Raw genomic sequence first — 22,462 nt, 5'->3', positions numbered from 1 at the left:
AAAACACCATTTTTACCATTAGTTTTTTTTATATAATTAAATTTTTTAAAAAATTCAACAATATATTTTGTTTTGCGGCACCCTTAGGACTCAAACCCAAACATTATGAGCACCATACACCCTTTAAAAAAAATAAATAAAAAAAATAAGAAAAGAATATTTTTTCTTATTTTTTAACATTTAATTTTACTTTCTTTGTTACTCCTTTGTAGGTATTATCACCTGCGAATTTAACAACAGCATTAAACTTACCTTTCTTGGTAACTTTAACTTTAATAGTGGCCACACCATTCTTGTTAGTCTTGGCTTTGAAAGTTTTCTTGTTAACTTTAATAGTAATGGTTTTACCAGCTACAGCTTTACCATCAGATTTTAAAGTAACTTTAATCTTTTTAACCTTCTTAACCTTCAAGGTTGCTTTTTTAACAGTTAAAGCAGCTGCTTTTTTATTTACAACAACTTTACTGGTGCTGATTGATCCTTTATACTTGTCATCACCCAGGAATGATACAACAGCATTATATGTGCCTGCACTTGCAAATTTAACATTAATGCTTGCAATTCCATTATTATTGGTGGTTCCAGTATAAGTAACTCCATTAATAATAACCTGAACGCTTTTATTAGTTAATAGGTTATTATTGGCGTCTTTAAGTGTTACCTGTATGTTTCCACTGTCTAAAGCTTTGATTGTTAAATCATTTGCACTGACAGTTGTGGAAATATCACTGGATAAGTTTTGGATTGTTTTTTGAGCTTCGTTTAATTGAACTGTTAAATTATCCAATTTATCATTCAATTGAGAAGCATTATCCTGAGCATCTTTTAATTGTGTTTGCAACTCAGAAACTGTCTTATTATCTTCCTGATTGGAAGCAATATCACTTAAAGTAATGGAATCATCAGATCCAATAGTATATGAATTACCATCATAAGATACGCTGACAGTTGCACCATTAACAGCTTTTAAAGTAAATTCGCCATCAGGGTTGGTGGTTGTGTTTTGCACTTCGTCATTACCGATTTTATAGTTGACAATGGCATTACCGAGAACATTACCTTTGGAATCTTTTAAAACTCCATGAACTGTAAGATTTCCATCAACACCAGTTATTTTAATAATACTGGTCACGATTTCTTTTACAGGAGTGTTTAAAAGATAATTATTTCCATCCACTGTTAATGTGAGGTTGTTTGCTTCAACATTAGGAGCAGTTATTGTAAATTTACCAACACCATTTTCTAAAACAGCATGATAAATATTACCATCTGAGGTGATTTCCAAATCAATAGTTTTAAGATAACCAGTGACTTTTTCACCTTTATCAGTTAATGCTTCAATGCTTACCTGATAGTCCTTGTTAGTTTCCATCATATTTTCAGAAACATTGAATGTTAATGTTAAATAAGAATTGAATAATGGACTATCTTCTCCTAACCTGTAAATATCATAGTAACTGTCGGATAAGTTTTTGCCATTGAAACTTGATGGTTCATCTTTATTTCCCCACCAGTTATTAGCGTTAGTTACATTTTCACCAACATAAACCAAACCAAATTTAGCATTAGAGTAAATAAGGTTATATTCAATGTTAGTTTTAGTACCTCCAGTTACGTTAATAGCAATATTATTATCTGTAATTACGTTACTGATGATGTCTAGTTCTCCTGCAGTTTGTGTAATAGCAACATCACAACCATTGATTGTTGTGTTGAAGATTTTAGATTTGCCATTATTGACAATGACTGCACCACTGCTAATTGTTGAATTAGCAATGTTAGTATTAGCAGCAATAGTTAAAACAGAATTATTAAATGAATCATCCAATAAATCAACATTACCTTCACTTAAAGCTAAATTAACACCAATATCAGAATCCCTAATAATTAATTTAGAATTACTATCAGTTACTAAAGTAGTGTCTTTGTCTAAACCAATATTAGTTACAGTTACAGTTGCACCTTCAGTAATGTTAAACAATGGAATTGATGTATCTTTAGCAGATAAAACTGCACCATTAAAGTTTAAAGTTAAAGATTTATTGATTAACAGATTTTCACTAAATTTATAATCCATATTAGGAATATCAATTACATCATTAGCGTTAGCTGCATTAATTGCTTCTTGTATGGTAGCATAACTATTATCTGCAATAGTTGGAAGATCCAAGTTCAAATCTTTAGTAATTGAACTCATTTTAATTCCATCACGATAAATAATTAAAGTTACAGTGTGAGTTCCTTTCTTAAATGTGAATGTCGGATTTTGTAAAGTGCTTGTATTTTCACCATCAAAAGTCCATAAGAACCCATTATAAGTACCATAGGAATTATCAGTGAATTTAACAGTAATATCTTCACCATTAATATCTGTGATAGCAGTTGTGAAGTTAGCTAAATAATAGGAATTAGTCTTTAAAGTGATAGTATCAAAATAGACTCCATCATTAGATTTTAATGTAACGTTATGGTTTCCAACTAAATTACTAGTTGAGTATGAAATTGGACTCCAACCATAATGATAAATTCCATCATGAACAACCTGATTTCCATCAATATATAAATTAATATATCTTAAACCACCAGATTCATGAGTACTGTATGCATAAAGACTAATTGAATCAATATTGTCAAAATTAATAATCTTTTCAATATATGTGTCTTCACTTAAACCAATACTATATTTTCCATCATTACCTTGATGGAAATCAGTTGATAAACTAGCGCCATCACCTAATGTCCAACCATCAGCACTATTCTCAAAACTATCAACACTAATAGGATAAGCTACTGAATTATAAAATTTAACAATGCCTTTTTTAGTAATAGAACTTGTATTTCCAAATTTATCTGTAACTGTTAATGTTACATCAAAACTTCCCAAAGCACCTGAAGAATAATAATAGAAGAATGAATTTTTGGAGTAATAAGTACTAGTTTTTCCATCACCCCAATCCCATGTCCAAGATATTGGATTACCGGATGATAAATCAGTGAAATCCACCCTATTACTATAAGGCTCATAATAATTAAAATCAGCAATAACCTTTTCAATAATATCAACAGAATAAGAAATATTTTTTGAATCAGTATCATTAGACATTGTTAATTTTGCATTATATGTTCCAATCTCTGAATAAGTATGTACTGGATTGGAGAGATTACTATATGTTCCATCTCCAAAATCCCAAAACCAATTAGTAATATTATCTGTTGTTGTATAATTAAACTTTACTGGATTATTTACATAATTATTAATTTCAACATCTGCTTTGCTTTCTTCTAGACAATATGTAAATGAATCAATACAAAAACCATCACGTATTTGTGCGGATATTAAAAATAACTCATGGACACCAGTCAAACTTGAAGTATCAATTGTATAATTAACCCATTGATTTAATGGTAACGAAGTATCTATTCTCATATTAGTTTGGACATTAATTTCATCAAAATTATACCCTACATTTTGCCCTCCTTTTTTTATTTCAAAAGTAATATTTAATATATTGGTTAAATCTATTTTTTGAGATAATGCAGATATTCTATCAATTGATGAGAAACCTCCTTGTGTATTTGATAAACGAATATAGTTTCCATGTTCATCACCATCATTTTCAACTTTTATTGTCCCTTTACCATTGCTAGCTGGAGTATAAGTCCAACCAGAGATAGATACATTTCCATTTCCATAATCTATAGCATCATCAAAATTTGGATTAGTAATTAACTCTTCTGAGGAGGTTAAAATATCTTCATTTTCACTTACAGAAATTTCATCGTTAATTGGACTAATTGACAATGAATCCATGTCTGATTCTTCTAAAAACCCATTATAGTTATCAAGAGTAATATTCTCAATATTAGAGGCTGCACTAACAGATGAAATTAAGATGAAAAAGAGAAAAAATAAAAATATACAATATTTTTTCATAAATATCACGTGAAAAAATGTTGAGGTTTGGAAGTGATTAAAATTAAATTTTTCCAACCTCCAACATCCCATATAATTAATTATTTAGGTCAACATCCCCATCACAATAATTATAATAATCAGTGCATAAATCTAATAAAGATTTCTTTATTTTTCCACATAATCTATTATAATACATGTAGAATTCACCATTTGCAGCTACAGAGAAATTAGTACCATAATCAATTGTGTATGTTGTATTAGATACAGTAGTAATATTATTATAATTAATATTCAAACTAATTACAGTCATATTAATAAATTCAATTCCAGTTTGAACACCAGTAATTGTGTTTCCAGTTATATTAGCTACAATATTACTTATTGCCCCAGGTTTCTTACCTGCAGATTGAATTCCCCAGGTAGGAGTTGACCTACCATCATTGACTACAATATTGTTATCGGAAATAACTCCTTTGAAATTACCTCCTACAAAGATACCATATTTACAGTTGGTAATATTATTTCTGGAGATGTAAGTATTTCCAAGTGTGTTAATGTTACTGTTTGAGTTAGGTTGAGCGAATGATATTCCATCATTAGTCATGCCATAAATAATATTATCTTCTACAGTCATATTGTCATATTTTTTATTAATATTGATTCCATTAGCTCCATTGTAGAAAGTATTATGATTAATATTTCCATTAGATATAAAAGAACCATAAATTGCAGAATATTCATCTGAATTATCGTTTACATTTATATTGAATCCACAGATTGTGAAATTATTTAAGTTATTTGCTAAATTGAAAACATGGTTAGATCCAGTTCCAGTTAAATTAGCTCCATATCCACTATAAACTACATTACTTTTAGTTAAGGTTAAAGTTACGCCAGTATAATTTCCAGCATCAAAATAAATAGTTGAACCATCAGCAGCATTATCAATATAACCCTGAATAGTAGTTAAATCCATACTATTATTAACGTGATATGAAGTTGTTCTAAGGTTTTCAGTTTCATCAGCTACATCTGCTTCTATATCAGATGTTGTTTCCTTTTGTTCATCTGTCAAATCTGCTGATACATCATCTACTGCGATGTCATCAGCAGGTACATCACTATCAGCGGTTATATTATCAGCTGCAGATACGCTACCTACAGCAAAGATTGCTAACACTAATAGTGCAATCAATAAACTATATTTTTTTTGAAACATAATTTTTCACCTTAAGGTTTATTAAGAACATGTATCAAATAAAATAAGTAGAGGTTTAATATAATTGGTTAATTTGTTTATTCTGCCTTTTGTTATGAATTAACATTCATTTCAATAATTAATTAAAGGAGAAAAACATAAAATGCCGTCAAACATTTTAGATTAATTTTATTATATTTTACCTCTAACTTTTTTTACATCCCGATACGAAATTCTTAATTTTTATTTTTATGATATGTAACCCAGTACATATCATTTATTATATATATCCGATGTGCATATTTAAAATATTCGCTTTAATTTACAATCCAATAGCTTAAAATTCACCATAGACTAAATGAACACTTCGGGGGGGGGGCGTTTGGAATATGGTTAAATGATTGTTTTAATCTAGAAAAAAATGAATATAGTTTTAAAACACTACTAAAAACTGAACAAAATAATTGCAAAAATTACAATCATAATTAATAAATTCACTAAAATATAGTTAATTCAAAATAGTAATCGTTATAATAATATTTATATTGAACGATTTTATAATATTATTATATGGGCAAAAACTATCATGTCACCTCCCGATGTGAACAAATAAATGCCTAAATTTACTTAAAACCCGATGCGAAAAATCTCTTAATTTGGAGATTAATAAAATGAAATACAAAAAAATTTGTATTTCCATCCTCTTAATTTGCCTTATCGCATTAACCTTAAGCAGTGTTGAGGCATCAAACCAGACAGACACATTAACATCCAATATCAATGTTGACGGCGCCAACACAACTGCAATTGAAAATGCAATAAACAAAGCCAGTGATGGAGATACAATAAACCTAGGAGACAATAAGGAATATAATCTTAAAAGTGACACTATTGACATCAACAAGAAAGTTACAATTAAAGGAAACAATGTTACCATCATAGGTAATTCAACCAGAGCAGTATTCAATATCCAGTCTGCCAGTGACATTACTATTGACGGTTTGACATTCATTAACCCGAAAGAATTACCAGGATACAATGGTGAAATTACCGGAAAAGCGATTAACGTTCATGTATCAAGTAATATCCTAATCACCAACTGCAGGTTTTTAAATTATGAGTATGGCGTTGAGTTTACCACATCTCATGATTCTACAGTGAGAAATTCCTATTTCAACGGTGCAACTACAAGTGTTAGCAGCATGGAGGGTACCGGTACCAAGGCGATTCAGCTTATGGGATCAAAGAACATGAACATCATAAACAATACCTTTGACGGTCAGATTTATGACAGTTTAAGCATTGCTTCAACTTCAAGCAATGCCCTGATTGAAAACAATACCTTCATAAACAACACTTTTGCAATATTTTACGGCGGTGCATCAACCGACGGAAATAAAATCAGAAACAACCGTTTCATTACCTGCGGTATGATTAATGAAACCTACTTCTATAACTATACTGCAGGAGGTAAGGAATACTCAGGTTATGCTACTGTCGATATACAGGACAGGCCATACATCGGTCTTCAAAAGGCATCAAGCAATATTGAAATCACCGGTAACGAGTTCATTGTCAAAAGCAACAACCGGATAATTTACTCAGAAGCTGAAAACACAGCACACGGTTTCCCGTCTGTAATAGGTGATTTAAACATTACCGGAAACACCGTTAAAAAGCTAGACACATCAGTTGATGAGGCTTCAGTAATATTCTACCATTTAATAATAGTTACAAGTCTTTCAATTGATCCTTCAGGTGACGTCATACTTAAGGACAATAACTTCACAGACATTCCGGGCATTGAAAAGTTCCGTCTGGAATTTGAAAGCATCACCTACAACGAAACCACAGGCGATCTGCTGATTCCAAAAGCCCAACTTTCAACTTATATGTCAATTGTTTATGTAAAAGACGGAAAATGCGTTGTTGAGCTTAATGATGCAGGTGGCAAAAGCATTGTCGGTGAAAAGATTTCATACCGCATAAACAGTGGTTCAAGCAAATCACAGACCACCGACCAGTACGGTCACATCTATATTGAAGGGCTTTCCAATGAAGTGAAACTGGATTTGACATATTCCGGCTCATCACAATACTACCGCACTACACTCACAACTACACTGCAGGTTAATCCTCAACAGATTATAACACAGATATCTGCAGGCAGTTTAAGTGTTAATGCAGCAAGTGCCAAAGGCAGTGTTTATAAGTTTACACTTAAGGATGCATCAGGCAAAGCCTTAGCAAGTAAAAGTGTTAGTATTAGTTTCAACGGTAAAATCTATACTGCAAATACCAACGGCAATGGTGTTGCAAGCTTTAGCCTGCCGATTAATACTGCAGGAAAATACCCTGTTACATTATCTTTCAGTGGAGATTCAACATATCATGGATGCGTTCAGACATCCACCATAAACATTGCAAAACAGGCAACTAAACTTACAGTGGCCAAAAAGACCTTTAAAAAGTCCGCAACCAAAAAGGTTACAGCAGTTTTAAAGGACAATACCGGTAAAGTTCTTAAATCTAAGAAAGTCACCATGAAGGTTAACGGTAAGACATATACTGAAAAAACAAACAGTAAAGGTGTTGCAACCTTTAAGGTTAAATTGACTAAAAAAGGAACCTTCAAGGCAACAACCAAGTTTGCAGGTGATGCATACTACACTGCAAAAAGTGTTACAAGTAAAATTGTCGTAAAATAGCTTAAATGCTATTTTACATTTTTTTATTTAATATTCTATTCTTCTGTTCTTCGATTTCTTTAGTGGGAAATTTATCATATTTTCTTAAGTATTCATCATAAATATTTATCGCTTCTGTGTATTTTCCCATTTCTTCCAATGCATACCCATAATAACTATAATACATGCTAATCATACCATGATTATCAAAATCACTAACTGAAATGCTTTTAAAACCATTTAATGATAATTCATATTCACCATTGTAAGCATGTAACAGATATTTTGTTATCTGAGACATCAAGTCATTTGGATTTTGCTTTAATACATTATCAATGCATTCAATTGCTTTTGGATAATCACCTTTGTTTTTATAGACATTTGACATTTGTAAAAATGCTGCCCCAACACAGGGATTGATTTTAAGAAGTCTGTTGAGACAATCCAGAGACTCATCATACATTTCCAGCTCATTATAATAGAGACTCATATTTAGCAACGCATCCGTATTTTCACTATCATCTGTTAAAACTTTATCAAAATATGTGAATGCCCTGTCATATTCATTTAAATACAAATAACAAGACCCGATATGATTTAGTGAAAATGGCTCATCAGGAACTGTTTCAATAATTTTATTAAAAGCACTGATTGCCAATTCATATTCTTCAAGATAATAACATGCTACCCCCTTTTTAAGATAGACATTCAAATTATTGGAATCAATTTCTAAAGCCCTATTAAAACAATCAAGAGATTCATCCTTTTCAAACAGGAACGCATGACTTAAACCCTTCAATAATAAGGCATCTAAATTATCCCTATCCAAACTTAAAAGCTTATCAAGATAAGTAATGGCTTTTCTGTTATTGAAATTATCAGAATAATGTTTAGCCTTTTTTAAAAGATATTTCGAAGAATGTTTTTTTAACATGTCAAATCCCCTCATATTTGATACTTAAAAATACTTGTCTAGCCGATTTTTCGGAAAAAGAATTAAGGAAAAAATTACAAAGAATACTGCCCAGATTAAAAAGAATGATTTGAAATTCAATGTCTTATTAAACAATTCATACTTGTTCCTGGATAAAAAATCATAAAATATTAATAAAATACTGTCTGAAAGCAAAACCATGATTATATAACACTCAATTGAACGTTGAAAAATAATGAAATAACTGGATACAATAAATATACCTAAAAATATCACAAATAGATATAAAACTAAAATATTATTTTCTTCATCCATAATGCATCATCCAAGTATCTTATATTTTTCAAGCAAAATCAATATACAAAAAAATACAGTATCAATAATGATTAATTTATAAAAAAACTCGTCCCATTTATCAATGCCCTTAAGTCTATAAGTGAAATGAATTATTAAACTCATAGCAAAATACAATAAAATCATTGATTCTAGTAATGTTTTGATAAAATCCTTTAAATTAAAATTAACGATGTTAAAGATTAAAGAAATCGATAATGATATTAAAAAGACAATTGAAACATATTTTTTAAAATTTTCTAACATGAATAAGACCATCAAATTTTTTTATCCGGAAAAATTTTTAATAACTCTTCTTGTGCAGATATTATTTCATCCTGTTTATTTAATTGTTTTAATGCTTGAATTTTGTAATCCCAAACCCAATAAATTGTATTGTCAATATCTATTATCTTGTCACATAAACATGATAAACTTTCCCAATCTTTCATATTATACAAAAGAATTAATTTATTTTCCAATACTTTTAAGTCATTATGACTCAATTTTAATGCCTCATCATATGCTTTTAGAGATTCTTCAAAACGATTTTCAGCCGCTAAAAAAGTAGCATAATTATCCCATATCTGATAATTTTCACAATCCATACTCAATGCCAACTCGCAACAATCAATGGATTCATCTGTTTTTCCTTTTTTATAATATGATGTTGCTTTATTTACAATAGCAGAAATATAATTTGAATCTAACATTAAACATTTATCAAAACACCTGATTGCATTATCCCAGTCTTCAATCGAATTATAAACCAAACCTTTACAATTCCATGAAATAGGGTCATATGGGCTTAGTTTTAAACTAGCATCTAATGATTTTAATGCTTCATCATATCTTCCCATTTCTTTTAAGCACAATCCTTTATACACCCAAGCATTATAAGTTTTAGAATTCTTTTTTAAACTCAAATCAAAACAGAATAAAGATTCGTCAAACATTTCTAATTCTAAAAAGAACTCCCCTATTGATAATGATAAATAATAATCCGGATTAGATTCTTTTATTCTTATAAATAATGAATTAAAATCCGTGCAAAGATCCATATCTTTTAAAACTTTGAGTTTGTAGAAGAATGCCCACAGATTATCAGGGTCATTATTTAAAACTTCATCAAGACATTCAAGAGCATTATCATAATCCCTTTGAAGATATAATACATATCCCTTTTGTATTAACAGTTCGTCCTGATTATATTGTTTATCATTCATTAAATCATTAATTTTATCCAAAAGAATGTCTAATGAATTCAATTCTTTATGAATAGTTATTAGATTCGATAAAACATAAAATACATGATAATTTTTTTCTAATAAACCATTAAAGATATCTAAAGCCCCATAATAATTCCCCCTCTCTAAAAAATTCTGCGCTTTATGATATTCTCTTTTATTTTTTAAACTAAAATCCCTAAACTTCATAAAACCATCAAATCCTCTTAAGGCAGATAATCCATTATAATTTTTTCATAAATTTCTATAAAAGCTTCTGAAATTTCATCACCTAAACTATTAACTACATAAGCTAGAACACAGAATGCTCCAAATGTTATCACTATTGAATTATGGAAAAAACCTTTAACATCACCATTTTTAATACATTCAATTAAATCTTGTGCTGAATCTCTTACATGTTCAGCAAGCATCTCCCATGGAGACTTTGGATCAGGAGATGGTGTATTTTTTATCTTGCTGTAAACATCATTTAAATTCGGTTGACGTGTATAATCATAATGTTTTTTAGAGAATGAAGTAACAAAATTAATTAATTTATTTAAATCAGAATTCGGATTAGCAATTGAAAATGAAATAAATTCAGGATGATTTAAAAAATTAAATGTAAAATATGAAAATAATACCATTCTTTGTTCTAATGGAATTTTGCTATTTTCTCCAAAAAATTTATAATATAATGTATCAAAAAGCATATCTAAAACATTATTATTGTAGTAATATTCTGATAAATCATATAAACCATATATTTCAAATAAATTTGCAATATCCGGACGTAACAATTCAAATGCAATAGGGACTAAAGCAATCCCGAATATGCCTATACCAGTTCCAGTAATTACTAATCCTGCCCCTTCACCAATGACTAATGATTCCCCTGAAACTAAACCAATAATAATTCCCATATTAATTGAAAAATTAGTGATATTTAACAAATCTTTAAAGTCATCACTTGATTTATCTAATGTATTATTTCCATAGTTCCAAGCATTTTCCGTAATGTTGTCATGATAACAGGGCATTGTTCCAAGCAATCCATAATAACTGAAAATATCACGAACAATACCCGTTTCCAAATCTAAAAACAATAAAGTACTGTTATCCCCTTCACGCTTAATAAAAGTATAACCATTACTGGTAAATATCTCCAAAGTCCCATTATTAATATAAGTTTCAATCAAACCAAGTGTCACACTACCAATAACCGTCGTGTTCCAGACATTATTGCCAACTAACTGCTCAACAAGACTGAAACTGAAACTTGTAGCAAAATTAAACTTCCAAACACCACTATCATTACCAGTTGCTTCCCGACCCATTCCATGATCCGATTCACCAGTAATGTACAGGCAATTATAGTCATTGCACAGTGAAACACAAACAGGACTGATACGACTCCATGTCACATTATACTTCTCAGCCGCCTCATCGGCCACACGGTCATTTTCATAAATCACCAGAAGGGAAGTTAAAAAAGTACCATAAGCGGCTTTCATCAAACCAGGTTCATAATTTTCTTTTTGGTTTAACCAGTATCTTAAGATATCATCACTTACATTTCCTTTCACAACAGCAAAGCTTCTCATACCCTCATAACCAATACTGACATTATTTTCATCCTCAATATTAGTATAATAAATGTTACTTATGCGATGAGCATAACTGGACGGTGTAGATAAAACCTTATGTTCCCCTTCAAAATCAAAATTAATGTCCGGCGTTACATCACCATGAAAATCAACCACTATCTCTACAATGTCAATGAAAAGATTTTTATGAGAGTTAACAAAACTAATTTCACTATCAGTCAAATTATAAAACAATCGAAGATAATTCAAGAATGTGTAATAAACTAACTCATAATCAGTATAATCAATGTTGGCCATTTCGGCAAAACTTAAATAATAATAATTAGGTTGCCACACTCCTTGTTTCATGCTGGCAAAAACATTGTTGAAGAATTTAATTGCCTCAAAAACTTCACTTCGATAATCATCCTTAAAAGTCTGATAAAACAAGTTAGTGATATTGAATGATTCTATAATCTCCCCATCAACAATCAGATTAATAACACCTGAATACAAACCTGTTTCAGTCCAGCTGACTGTAATCCAAGAAGTGTCATTTACAAAATCAAGAGAAGCAGTGTAGTTTACAAAGCATTCACTATCAACATCTTCGGCTGATGAGAATAAAGTAATGTCAATTGTGGCTTTCTTATTGAATGTGCGGGTAATGTTTCCATAATCGAAATGTGAAACAACATAGATGTTATTCCAGCTGCTGAATAAATCACTTAACTGAAAATCAACAAATGCCTTTCCCTGTTTTAAGTAACTGAGATTATATTTGTAATTTGCATTATTATTAAAGCAATAAATCAATGTTTCCAAACCATCTGGAAGATAACCCTCATATGATAAGTCATGACCCAGATTATTGTAGGTCATGTCCAGATAGAATTGTGCTCTTTGAACAAAACTGTTATCATCAATGGTATATGATGCGGAAAAAAGATTCATGACTATCCATGAATTCATGATTAGGTTTCCAGTAGAGTTAAATACATTTGCAAGCACATGCTGGTCAGTTGAAATCATTGGAGTATTGTCACCCCACCAATTATCATCAATAACATAAGGACATGTTGCCTGTGAGCAGAAATCATAATATAAATTATCACATAAACGATTCAGATAAAATGAATCACCAGAAGATGAAAGAGAAGGATGCAGATAAACTCCATAAATATTATTGAAAATATTATTTGATTTATAAGTATTATTTATTGAAACAAGTAAATATGCACCGCAACCATTATCGTTTAAATAATTATTATAGATTAATGAATTGGATGAAACGATAAATAAAGCAGCACTAAAATTGGAGATAGTATTTTCTTCAATATGAATATTTGAGCATGTAACATACAATCCAAAACCTTTTAAAGAATTTTTACTAGACAGCTTATTGTTTGTTATTGAAATATTATCAGAAGTAGCGTCTGTAATGATAACTCCTGCAGAATTATCATTTGAGTTTAAAAAGATAGTATTATTAAACATTGTTAAATTATCGGACTTTCTAATCGTGCATCCGGACATACCTCCAATATAATGGTCGCAGTCGATTGTATTGTATGCAATTAATGAATTCACATCACCATCGGTTTCAATTGAACTGTAAAGATTTAAAAAAGTATTCCCAATTATTGAAACATTGGATGCATTTAAAACTACAACACCGAAAGTTGAATTAACTATCTTAAAGCCATACACTAGACTGTTGCTTCCTGGATTTGTAATTCCAATAACCGGATTACTGGATGATGAACCTTTTAGAGTTGCATTGTAACCAATCAAGTTCAAATATTTATTAACGGTAATGTGTTCTTGATATAATCCTTCTTTTACTTTTATTGTGTCCCCATCATGAGTATCCGCATCACTGATTGCTGATTGTATTGTATTGAATCCTTTACCGGAATTGATGTTGGCAACATTATCAAAAATGTAATTGCAAGTAATGACATCGCTTTTAAGGCCTGCGAAATCCTCTGCATAAAACTTTAGGCAAGTAGTTGAACTGACATTAATAGGATTTGAGTATAAAATTCCATTAGTCAGTGGATTAGATCCGTCAATTGTATAATAAATTTTTGAATCATTATCCAAATTGTCCCAACAAGACAGGTTTACTGAAATAGAATCAGAGTATAAATCCGAATAATAATTACACCACACTAAAGGAGCTTTATTGTCGATTAGATAATGCTGATGTGTTATTCCGCTTCCATATTCATAGTACAGGTCATAAACACCATTACGTAATGTGAAATTAAGACTGTCAAATGACTGTATCCAATGGTTATTGTCCCAACTGTACCATATGTATTCATCTTCCAGTATTGTTAATTCAATGGTTAAATTGGACTGGTTATAGTAGCCTCCGGGATAATTGATGGTTGGATAATTGTCTTTTACCGTGATTGTTGGGCTTCCCCTTCCAATCAATGATACTGATTTTGTCAGGTATATAGGTCCGTAAAATATGCCAGGACCAACATAGATAACATCCCCATTTACTGTATCGTTGTCGTCAATGGCTGATTGTATTGTTCTAAATCCTTTTCCGGAGTTTATGTTTCCCACACGGGCGAATATGTAGTTTCGACAAACAACTGGACTTTTCAGCCCTCCAAAGTCTTCGGCATAAAATTTTAAACTTGTAGTTCGTGAAACATTAATCAAATCCTCAAATAAGATGCCGTTTTCTAAAGGATCAGACCCATCAATGGTGTAGTATATTTTGGGATTGCTGTCCAGATTGTCTGTTGCAGATAAGTTCACCAATATGGATGTGTAGTATAAGTCTGATTGATAGTTGCTTGAAAGTGAAGGTGCTACACAGTCAATGACATAATGCTCATGAGAAATTAATTCATCACTATGATAATATAAATCATATATTCCGTTTGGTAAAATAAATGAAAGAGAGTGGTTTGACTCAAGCCATGTGGTGTTATCCCAGCTATAAGTGATTGAGTTTGCATTGTTAATATTTAGCTCAAGTGTCAGATTGGATTGGTTATAATAGCCTCCATGGTAATTGACTGTAGGATAACTATTTTCTAATATTTCATTATTCGAATTTTCAAGAATTATCTCGTCTATACTGTCAGTTGAATTGATTTGGTTTATGTCACTTTGTGAAATGTTATAAGTTCCATTTCCATCAACATTTATTGCAGATACTTGAGAAATTGACGCACAAAAAATGATAAGTATTAAAACTATTATAAATTTATCAGCCTTATTCAAAATCAACTGCTCCTTGAATATTATAAATTATAGTTTATCAGATGAAATATAAAAAAGTTAAGGATATGAATTTAGATAAACATTGACAAAAAATGTCACAAATTCTTTAAAAATAATATAACAAATAAAAGAACATTCAAAGCAACCACAAAATTTGCAGGGGACAATTTTTACACTGCAAAAAGCACTACAAGTAAAATTATAGTAAAATAGCTTAAAATGCTATTTTACTTTTTTTTATTTCCAATTGTATAATTGGTCCAGTTTATGTTGGATTTCTTTTTCGATTTTTGATTTTTCATGGATGTTTAGAAAAACATCATCACCGTGATTTGTTTTCTTATATCTAATCAGTCCATCTTTATATAATTTTTTTAATCCTCTGTTGATTTCTTTGCAGGGATGTTGTGATAGTTTGTTGCAGATATTGGTTTTTGGAGTGTGTCTTTTTTGCCAGTAATTGTTTCTATATAAAAAATATAGGATATCTGCTCGGACTTCTGCTTCCTGTTCTTCGTCCAGACCCATTTAAACCACCTAAATTTTATTTTAAGTGCTGATCTAGTAATTCTTTTAATTTGAATGCTGCACTCCTGTTTAATATTATTTGGGTGTCTGATTCATTAAGGATTTCAATATTATCGCCGTCTGAGATTAAACGTTTATTGAATAGTATTAGTCTTACTTCCTCATCGTCTGCTCCGACACCTACTGATGATGCATAAATCAGTTCGGAATCAGGATCAATTATCATATTTTTATTTACTTGAATATTTTCGTTCATGCTAAAACCCTCCATAATCATACTAGTAGTACATAGTTTTCATTTACCTCTTCGATGTAGATTCCATAGCCTTCATGTGTTAGAATTTCATTTTCTATTTGCATTAAATCTACATCTGGACTGTTTTCATCAAAAATCTCATCCAATTCCCCATCACTTAGCTCATCATAAGGCTCATCTGCATAGTTCATTGCTTCTTCAATTGCAATCTTATTTAATTCATCAAGAAACCTGTTTAAGCATATTACAGTCGGTGATTGTAAATTTAGGTGATATTTTGAATTTGAATTTCTGATCACTATTTGTTTTACTGTTAAATCATCAATGAATTTGTTTAATGTGATTCTGGAGATTTCTGCCCCAACTGCAATCTGCAGTTTGGATAATTCGGCAAATGGATTCATTAATAAATAATCAATTACTTTTATTTGAGGGTAATCGCCTAAGATTTCATCTAACATAATAAACACCTCTGTATATTAAATATACAATTAGTCATTTAAATAATTTGTTATTGTATATAAAATATCCAATCATATATTTATGAAAAAAATTCCATTGCAAAACTGAAGACAAATTATTCAAAAAACTTAATAGGAATACTTGAAATAAAATTATATGAAAAACATTTGAAAAGCCAAAAAGTAAACCATAATCCAAAACTAATTGGAAACATAAAACATTGTTGTTTTAAAAAGATTTTTATCCTGAAAGATATAAGTTATTTATTATGAAAGTTTGAATCCTGTAGCATTTTTCATTACTTTACAGATGAGTTTACTGATGGCTTTGATTTTTGCAGTACCTACAGGAATGCCTGTTTGGCTTTGTGTTGTGTTATGGCCAGTCAGATTGCCGAGGGCTTATTTTTTTTGCTAACTTTATCTGCAACCCTCTGGGTTTTAAGCTTGCTGTCAGGGTTTTTAGCTTTCAGCCCGAGGAGAAAACTGGAATCTGGGATATTGTTTCATTTTTTGTTAGTCTGCAGATGAGTTTTATAGTATCTTTAATTTTTTGGTGTGACTACAAACCTGCCGTTTGACAGGTTTCTTGTGATGTGGCCTGTGCGATGGGGTGTGGTATATTGTCTGATAAATTTCATTGTGATGCCCGTGGCCTTCAGACGCAGAAAAAATATTCAATTTCACTCCGCAAGTTCAATGATTCACTTGCTTAGAGTGTGATTAAAACAGGCAATGTTGGTGTGATTAATTTCATATAATTGAAATAATAAAATGTTATATTAATTATTATATACAGGTTGTAATAGCTATGGCCAATATAAATAATACATCATCCTACATGGATGAAGACAAAAAGCAAATTATCAAAGAGTCCAATTATACATATAGGGATGCCCTTGAAGTTTTAGCCTATCTCATTGAAGCAGGCAAGTTCGAAAGATTCTACAAGGAAATGCAAATAGTTGACTTGCAGAAAGAACTTGACGAAATGGGGGACGAAGAATAGACTTCAAAAAATAAATCTCGCGTATATAACTCTTCAAAAGAAACTATTTTTCATTGGCAAGTAATAATTTATTATTACTTTTATATTTTTTTTATAATGATATGGTGAATGGTAAGATAGCTATTTATATATAATTTAAAAAAGTAAAATAGTATTAATTAAAATAATTGAGGTAATTTTATGAAAACTCATGTGATAGTTGTATTACTTTTGCCTCTCTACATTACTTTTTTTTAGAACTCCTGATAATTAAATATTTTTCATTCATCAATTATTTTCCTGTCCCCATAAATTTTATTAATTATTTTATAATAAAAAATATAATAAATATTAGTTAAATATTATTGGAGGGTTATTATGGGAATTACTTCTTTTATTACTCTTATATTGGCTCTAACTTTCAGACTTAATAAGAATGACCATTAGAAATAGTCAGCTGTTTTGGTTAATATTCAAAGATCATCAATCTTTTTATTTAATTTTTCGATTTCGGAATTTAACTCATCAATTTTTGACTTTAACTCATCCTGGTTATCCTTACTAATTCTAGACATGTAGAGTGAAGATATTACTGCTGTAATTGAAGCAAAAATTAGAATTCCACCGACCATTGCAAACATTCCAATAAGCTTTCCTAAATTAGTAGCTGGAATAACATCCCCATAACCAGTGCTGGTCATAGAAACAATTGTATACCACAAAGCGGTTAAAATATCATTGACATTGGAATCAACAATGTTAATCAAAACGGTTATGGAAAAAACAAAAATAATCATGGCAACAATTATTTTATCCAGATAAGTTTGTTTTAAAAATTTGGAAATTTTTCCTTCGGTTTCGCGAGCTAAAGCAAATAATTTAATTAATTGAATTAGTTTTATTAATCGCAATGCTCTGAAAAATATAAAATCAATCGGAAGCATTCCTAAAATACTTATTGAATTATGTTTTAAGTACTCTTTTTTATTACTGGCATGCAAATAGCTATAAATGAATTCTATCCAAAGCAGGACACACACAATTAAATCAAAGGCAAAAACATTATACCTTAATGCCAAATAACTTGGATGAACTAGTACATATGCCATTAATAACACATCTAGAACAGTTAGAAATATAAGCGCCAGATATACTAATTGTTTTTTATTTTCTCCCATGAAAAGATATTTGACATATAACACTATTTAAAATTGTTCGTTATTTGAACCAATTAAAAAAATATTTTTTTTATAAAATGTAGTGTATATATAAGATTATATCCATAATTTTAATTGGTAAGATATTAAATGGAGGTGAAACAATGAGAGGAATGGGTGGAATAATTGCTATACTTGTAGGTTTGATATTATTATTCCTCGCAATAGGACCTTTCTTTTTAAAGTTAGGCTTTAAATTGATGGGATTTGCTTTTGATTTAGTGTCCCTTTTAGGTTTAATTGCTATTATTGCAGGAATTGTTCTTTATATTAAAGGACATTAATTTTTGGGAAATTTTTAGAAGTTAAATTATTTCTAAAAATTTTTCTACTTTAATTTATAATATTTGAATATTTATGTTTTATTTTAAAAATTTATAGGATGGCATATTATATGCTATGCGTAATGAGATATGATGGAATGGGAAAATGAGTGAGCAGGATAATCAAAAAGAAACATTAAAAGATGAAATTAAAAGGATATTTTCATTATCAGAGGATTCCGCATCAAATGAGGAGATCCGTTCACGCCTTCTGGATGGCGGAAAAATCACGGGCACAAATATGTGTGTGCTGGTATGTGCAATGGTAATTGCATCAGTCGGTCTCAATGTAGGCTCAACTGCAGTGATTATCGGTGCAATGCTGGTTTCACCTTTGATGGGAAGCATTCTTGCTTCAGCATATGCGGGGGTGGCTTCTGATTATTCACTTCTTCGAAAGCATACTGTAGGTTTTGGAATGCAGATTTTAATCAGTGTTACTGCAGCAGCAATCTATTTTCTTTTATCTCCTGTTAAGGAACCGACAGCTGAATTATTGGCAAGAACAGGACCGACATTCTTTGATGTGCTCATAGCATTTTTCGGAGGACTTGCAGGAATCATCGGACAGACTCGAGAGGACAAGGCGAACACTGTTATTCCGGGTGTTGCAATTGCAACTGCATTGATGCCGCCGCTATGTACCTGCGGATATTCCATTGCAAACGGAAGATGGGACATGCTCCTTGGGGCAGGATACCTGTTCATCATCAATAGCTATTTCATTTTCATGTCTGCGGGCATTGTTTTGAGTGTTTTGAAAATTCCAAAAATGAGAGATTTGACACCAAAAGAATGGAAAACCCGTCGTTTCAGAATGTTTGTCAATACAATCATCATAATATTGCCTAGTATAGCTGCCGTTTATCTCATGATGCATTGAACAAACCCATGATGTAATAAGGTTTGGCAATAATCTAAAAGTAAAAAAAGTTATTTAATAAATGACATTGATATGATTAATTTAACCATATTCTCAGCACCTATTGATATGGATGTTAGGAGCATGATTACAGCAATGGCAAATATAATAATCCAATATTTAATGTTCCATTTTAAAACTTTTATTCCATCTAAAGTGTAAAGAGGCAATAAGTTAAAAGTGGCCAAAAAGCTATTGACGGAAAATCCAACAGTACAAATCAGATATATTAATGTTAAAGTCATTGAATGATCTTTTAAAGGATATGCTAAACTAGCAATTGCTATAAATATTAATGCGAGCGCCATATTGGCCATCGGTCCGGCAATGGAAATTTTTCCATTCATCTCATCACTCACATTATCTGCATATACCTGGGTTGATCCGGGTGCTGCAAATACCCAACCGATAAATGCTGTAGCAAGCGCGATTACCAATCCTAAAGGCCATGCCTTAAATTCAGCCTGATAACCATATTTCATTGCCACATATTTTTGTCCGAGCTCATGCAATAAACAGCCTATTCCAGCACCAACCATAACAATCGGCAAAATTGAAATGAATCCATGAACATTCAGCCCGACATTTGATATTGCAAAAGCAATTGAAATCACGATAAATGCAATAGCCAAATCCCTCATTTCATTTCTTGTAAATGTAATCATAATATTAGCTTCCTAAAATTCATTATTAAAAAATTATTTTAGTTTACTCATCTTTTAAAGTTAATATTAAATCTTTTAACAAAAACTTATGAATAATTTATTTTAACTAATATTTAAGCATTTTTGTTTAAATAATTAAATAATCTGAGGGCCTTACAAAATTATTGAACGATTATGAAGATTGTTTAGAAAAATAACATTTATTTATACCATAAAACAATATTTATAAATATGAATACTAATAGGTTTGAAACTTTTTATGATGCTGTTTTGGCAATTGTTATAACAATTCTAGTGTTAAAGATTCCTCAACCGTTAAGTCCGACATGGGGGGCTTTTTTTTCAAATTCACTGAATTTATCAACTTATTTCATAGTATTTTTAGCAATTATCAATATTTGGTACAGTAATCAGAATTTATTCCAACATATTGAATCCATCAATAACAAATCTCTAATCGCATATGGGATTTCAATTTTTTTATTTTCACTATTTCCGTATTTTGCATCATGGCTTTCATTGAACTTCTATTCTTTAGCTGCTGAAACAATTTTCGGATTAATTATGATTTTTACCAATATTTCGCATATTATATCAGTAGTCGTAGTCTTTGGAGCCAATAAATCCAGTGAGAAATTAAAAGAATTAAACATTAAAAAAAGTTATTTCATTATTCCTATACTCATTATCCTAGTTGGTTTCATTTTTTCTTACACAATATTTACTCCAGGAATCTATATAGCGAGTTTAATTTCTATACTCTTAAGTATAATTAATAATAGAAAACAAGGAAAAGAGCTGGAGGATACTGAAAGATTTGAAGCATTGATTGATGCAATCATAGCAATTATTATAACAATTATAGTGCTTGAAATTCCAATTGCAGTAAACGGTAGTCTAAACGGCCTATTAGAATTAGAACTTGAATTTATAGCTTATGCAATTAGTTTTATCGTTTGTTTTAATGTATGGAACTTCACTTATAATTTATTCAGCATTGTCAATAAGATCAATTACAAATCTATTTGGTCAATAGCCTCAGGATTATTCTTTTTATCATTAATTCCATATTTAACAACCTTTGTTGCCATGAATTTCTATGATTTTGTACCGCAATGTTTGTATGGAATAGATTTCGTGATTATTAATTTATGTTCTATTCTTGTTACATACGAAATGAAAAAAATAGATACATCCAACAAATTTTTACAAGCAGCGTTCCAAAATTATAATAATTTTGTTATAAACATCATATTTACAGCAGTTTTCATGGTTATCGGTTACTATTACTGGCCTCCAATAATAATGATCTCCTGCCTATTATCAATTATTATAACATGGATATTTATGTATAAAAAAATAAACTTGCTCAATCTCATATAAAAATAAAATTAAATTATGGTGAAAAAATGTATAAAAAAGTGATATGTGTCTTGTTATTTAGTTTTTTTATCATCGGTGCAGTCAGTGCTGCAAATGATTTTAAAATTAATGATGGTTTTGATGTAATCAACGAGTATCATTCTGTGAATGAAGAAAACGGTATGCATTTATGTATCTGGGATTATGACGATGAAATTATTCAAGAAAGTTATCTGCAAAACGATACTGATTACCGCATAACTCCTGGAGACAATAATACTTATAACGTTACATATAATAGTCATGGGACATTTGGTGCTGCCATGTCTTATGTGAAAAATGGAACTGTTACTTTAGATCATGGAATTTTGGAAGTAGCGGAAGTAAATGGGGATAAGTATATCTTTTATACTTATATTGAAAATGGAATTGAAGATGATTGGCAAAAATGTTTTGATGAGTTAATGAAATTCAATGAGAATAATAACATAAAACCTTTAGCCGATGTCGTATAATAAGGATGATTGTGTAAGATTTCTCCAATTTTCATTGGAGATTTCCTTATCATCATATTAGATGTTGCATTTAACATATTTAAATCAATT

General features: G+C 30.4%; 16 protein-coding genes. 6 read left to right on the top strand and 10 right to left on the bottom strand.

The annotated features are described in order from the left end of the window. Nucleotides 1-166 precede the first annotated feature (166 nt). On the bottom strand, nt 167-3,934 hold the full coding sequence (locus tag IKS50_RS07220) for a PKD domain-containing protein (protein ID WP_292847640.1): 3,768 nt from the start codon (nt 3,932-3,934) through the stop codon (nt 167-169). Between the two features lie 76 nt (nt 3,935-4,010). Beyond that, complete coding sequence (locus IKS50_RS07215) at nt 4,011-5,135, bottom strand: hypothetical protein (RefSeq protein WP_292847637.1); 1,125 nt, start codon at nt 5,133-5,135, stop codon at nt 4,011-4,013. A gap of 650 nt (nt 5,136-5,785) precedes the next feature. Here IKS50_RS07215 and IKS50_RS07210 point away from each other — a divergent pair. After that, on the top strand, nt 5,786-7,822 hold the full coding sequence (locus tag IKS50_RS07210; RefSeq protein ID WP_292847635.1) for a right-handed parallel beta-helix repeat-containing protein: 2,037 nt from the start codon (nt 5,786-5,788) through the stop codon (nt 7,820-7,822). A gap of 13 nt (nt 7,823-7,835) precedes the next feature. Here the strand turns inward: IKS50_RS07210 and IKS50_RS07205 are convergent, their stop codons facing one another. The 6 genes from IKS50_RS07205 to IKS50_RS07180 form a co-directional block, all read right to left on the bottom strand. Then, complete coding sequence (locus IKS50_RS07205) at nt 7,836-8,735, bottom strand: tetratricopeptide repeat protein (RefSeq protein ID WP_292847632.1); 900 nt, start codon at nt 8,733-8,735, stop codon at nt 7,836-7,838. Between the two features lie 611 nt (nt 8,736-9,346). Beyond that, nucleotides 9,347-10,294, bottom strand: a complete 948-nt coding sequence (locus IKS50_RS07200; protein ID WP_292847629.1) for a tetratricopeptide repeat protein — start codon at nt 10,292-10,294, stop codon at nt 9,347-9,349. Nucleotides 10,295-10,521: 227 nt separating this feature from the next. Then, entirely contained in the window at nt 10,522-15,135 is a 4,614-nt protein-coding gene (locus IKS50_RS07195) for a chitobiase/beta-hexosaminidase C-terminal domain-containing protein (RefSeq protein ID WP_292847626.1), read from the bottom strand. A gap of 237 nt (nt 15,136-15,372) precedes the next feature. Continuing rightward, on the bottom strand, nt 15,373-15,663 hold the full coding sequence (locus IKS50_RS07190; RefSeq protein WP_292847623.1) for a hypothetical protein: 291 nt from the start codon (nt 15,661-15,663) through the stop codon (nt 15,373-15,375). Between the two features lie 16 nt (nt 15,664-15,679). Further along, nucleotides 15,680-15,919, bottom strand: a complete 240-nt coding sequence (locus IKS50_RS07185) for a hypothetical protein (RefSeq protein WP_292847620.1) — start codon at nt 15,917-15,919, stop codon at nt 15,680-15,682. 17 nt (nt 15,920-15,936) lie between these two features. Continuing rightward, nucleotides 15,937-16,380: a hypothetical protein gene (locus IKS50_RS07180; RefSeq protein ID WP_292847617.1), complete on the bottom strand. Its 444-nt coding sequence runs from the start codon at nt 16,378-16,380 to the stop codon at nt 15,937-15,939. Between the two features lie 811 nt (nt 16,381-17,191). Here IKS50_RS07180 and IKS50_RS07175 point away from each other — a divergent pair. Beyond that, complete coding sequence (locus IKS50_RS07175; RefSeq protein WP_292847614.1) at nt 17,192-17,389, top strand: hypothetical protein; 198 nt, start codon at nt 17,192-17,194, stop codon at nt 17,387-17,389. A gap of 452 nt (nt 17,390-17,841) precedes the next feature. Here IKS50_RS07175 and IKS50_RS07170 read toward each other — a convergent pair whose 3' ends face one another. After that, a complete protein-coding gene (locus tag IKS50_RS07170) occupies nt 17,842-18,546 on the bottom strand; it encodes an ion transporter (RefSeq protein ID WP_292847610.1) in 705 nt (234 codons plus the stop codon). A gap of 143 nt (nt 18,547-18,689) precedes the next feature. Between IKS50_RS07170 and IKS50_RS07165 the strand changes: the two genes are divergently transcribed. Continuing rightward, on the top strand, nt 18,690-18,869 hold the full coding sequence (locus IKS50_RS07165; protein ID WP_292847607.1) for a hypothetical protein: 180 nt from the start codon (nt 18,690-18,692) through the stop codon (nt 18,867-18,869). Nucleotides 18,870-19,014: 145 nt separating this feature from the next. Next, nucleotides 19,015-19,791, top strand: a complete 777-nt coding sequence (locus tag IKS50_RS07160; RefSeq protein ID WP_292847604.1) for a DUF389 domain-containing protein — start codon at nt 19,015-19,017, stop codon at nt 19,789-19,791. Nucleotides 19,792-19,841: 50 nt separating this feature from the next. On the opposite strand, the gene IKS50_RS07155 is transcribed toward IKS50_RS07160, so the two are convergent. After that, nucleotides 19,842-20,495 carry a site-2 protease family protein gene (locus IKS50_RS07155; RefSeq protein WP_292847601.1) on the bottom strand — a complete coding sequence of 218 codons (654 nt, stop codon included), beginning with the start codon at nt 20,493-20,495 and terminating at the stop codon, nt 19,842-19,844. Between the two features lie 231 nt (nt 20,496-20,726). Here IKS50_RS07155 and IKS50_RS07150 point away from each other — a divergent pair, with 231 nt between their 5' ends. Together IKS50_RS07150 and IKS50_RS07145 are read left to right on the top strand one after the other, a co-directional pair. Next, a complete protein-coding gene (locus IKS50_RS07150; RefSeq protein WP_292847598.1) occupies nt 20,727-21,878 on the top strand; it encodes a TMEM175 family protein in 1,152 nt (383 codons plus the stop codon). A 26-nt stretch (nt 21,879-21,904) separates the two neighbouring features. Next, entirely contained in the window at nt 21,905-22,372 is a 468-nt protein-coding gene (locus IKS50_RS07145; protein ID WP_292847595.1) for a hypothetical protein, read from the top strand. The last annotated feature ends 90 nt before the right edge of the window (nt 22,373-22,462 follow it).

Origin of the sequence: Methanobrevibacter sp., from assembly GCF_017539065.1 — an archaeon.
In the GTDB taxonomy this organism is placed as follows: domain Archaea; phylum Methanobacteriota; class Methanobacteria; order Methanobacteriales; family Methanobacteriaceae; genus Methanocatella.
Note: the sequence above shows the minus strand (reverse complement) of the source record. Positions and strands in the feature narration are given on the sequence as shown.

Bases quoted from the DNA above. Each gene is read 5' to 3' on its own strand.
- IKS50_RS07165 (WP_292847607.1), top strand. From the start codon at position 18,690: ATGAGAGGAATGGGTGGAATAATTGCTATACTTGTAGGTTTGATATTA.
- IKS50_RS07185 (WP_292847620.1), bottom strand. From the start codon at position 15,919: ATGAACGAAAATATTCAAGTAAATAAAAATATGATAATTGATCCTGAT.
- IKS50_RS07150 (WP_292847598.1), top strand. From the start codon at position 20,727: ATGAATACTAATAGGTTTGAAACTTTTTATGATGCTGTTTTGGCAATT.
- IKS50_RS07170 (WP_292847610.1), bottom strand. From the start codon at position 18,546: ATGGGAGAAAATAAAAAACAATTAGTATATCTGGCGCTTATATTTCTA.
- IKS50_RS07220 (WP_292847640.1), bottom strand. From the start codon at position 3,934: ATGAAAAAATATTGTATATTTTTATTTTTTCTCTTTTTCATCTTAATT.
- IKS50_RS07200 (WP_292847629.1), bottom strand. From the start codon at position 10,294: ATGAATGATAAACAATATAATCAGGACGAACTGTTAATACAAAAGGGA.
- IKS50_RS07155 (WP_292847601.1), bottom strand. From the start codon at position 20,495: ATGATTACATTTACAAGAAATGAAATGAGGGATTTGGCTATTGCATTT.
- IKS50_RS07190 (WP_292847623.1), bottom strand. From the start codon at position 15,663: ATGGGTCTGGACGAAGAACAGGAAGCAGAAGTCCGAGCAGATATCCTA.
- IKS50_RS07175 (WP_292847614.1), top strand. From the start codon at position 17,192: ATGGCCAATATAAATAATACATCATCCTACATGGATGAAGACAAAAAG.
- IKS50_RS07210 (WP_292847635.1), top strand. From the start codon at position 5,786: ATGAAATACAAAAAAATTTGTATTTCCATCCTCTTAATTTGCCTTATC.
- IKS50_RS07215 (WP_292847637.1), bottom strand. From the start codon at position 5,135: ATGTTTCAAAAAAAATATAGTTTATTGATTGCACTATTAGTGTTAGCA.
- IKS50_RS07205 (WP_292847632.1), bottom strand. From the start codon at position 8,735: ATGTTAAAAAAACATTCTTCGAAATATCTTTTAAAAAAGGCTAAACAT.
- IKS50_RS07160 (WP_292847604.1), top strand. From the start codon at position 19,015: ATGAGTGAGCAGGATAATCAAAAAGAAACATTAAAAGATGAAATTAAA.
- IKS50_RS07180 (WP_292847617.1), bottom strand. From the start codon at position 16,380: ATGTTAGATGAAATCTTAGGCGATTACCCTCAAATAAAAGTAATTGAT.
- IKS50_RS07145 (WP_292847595.1), top strand. From the start codon at position 21,905: ATGTATAAAAAAGTGATATGTGTCTTGTTATTTAGTTTTTTTATCATC.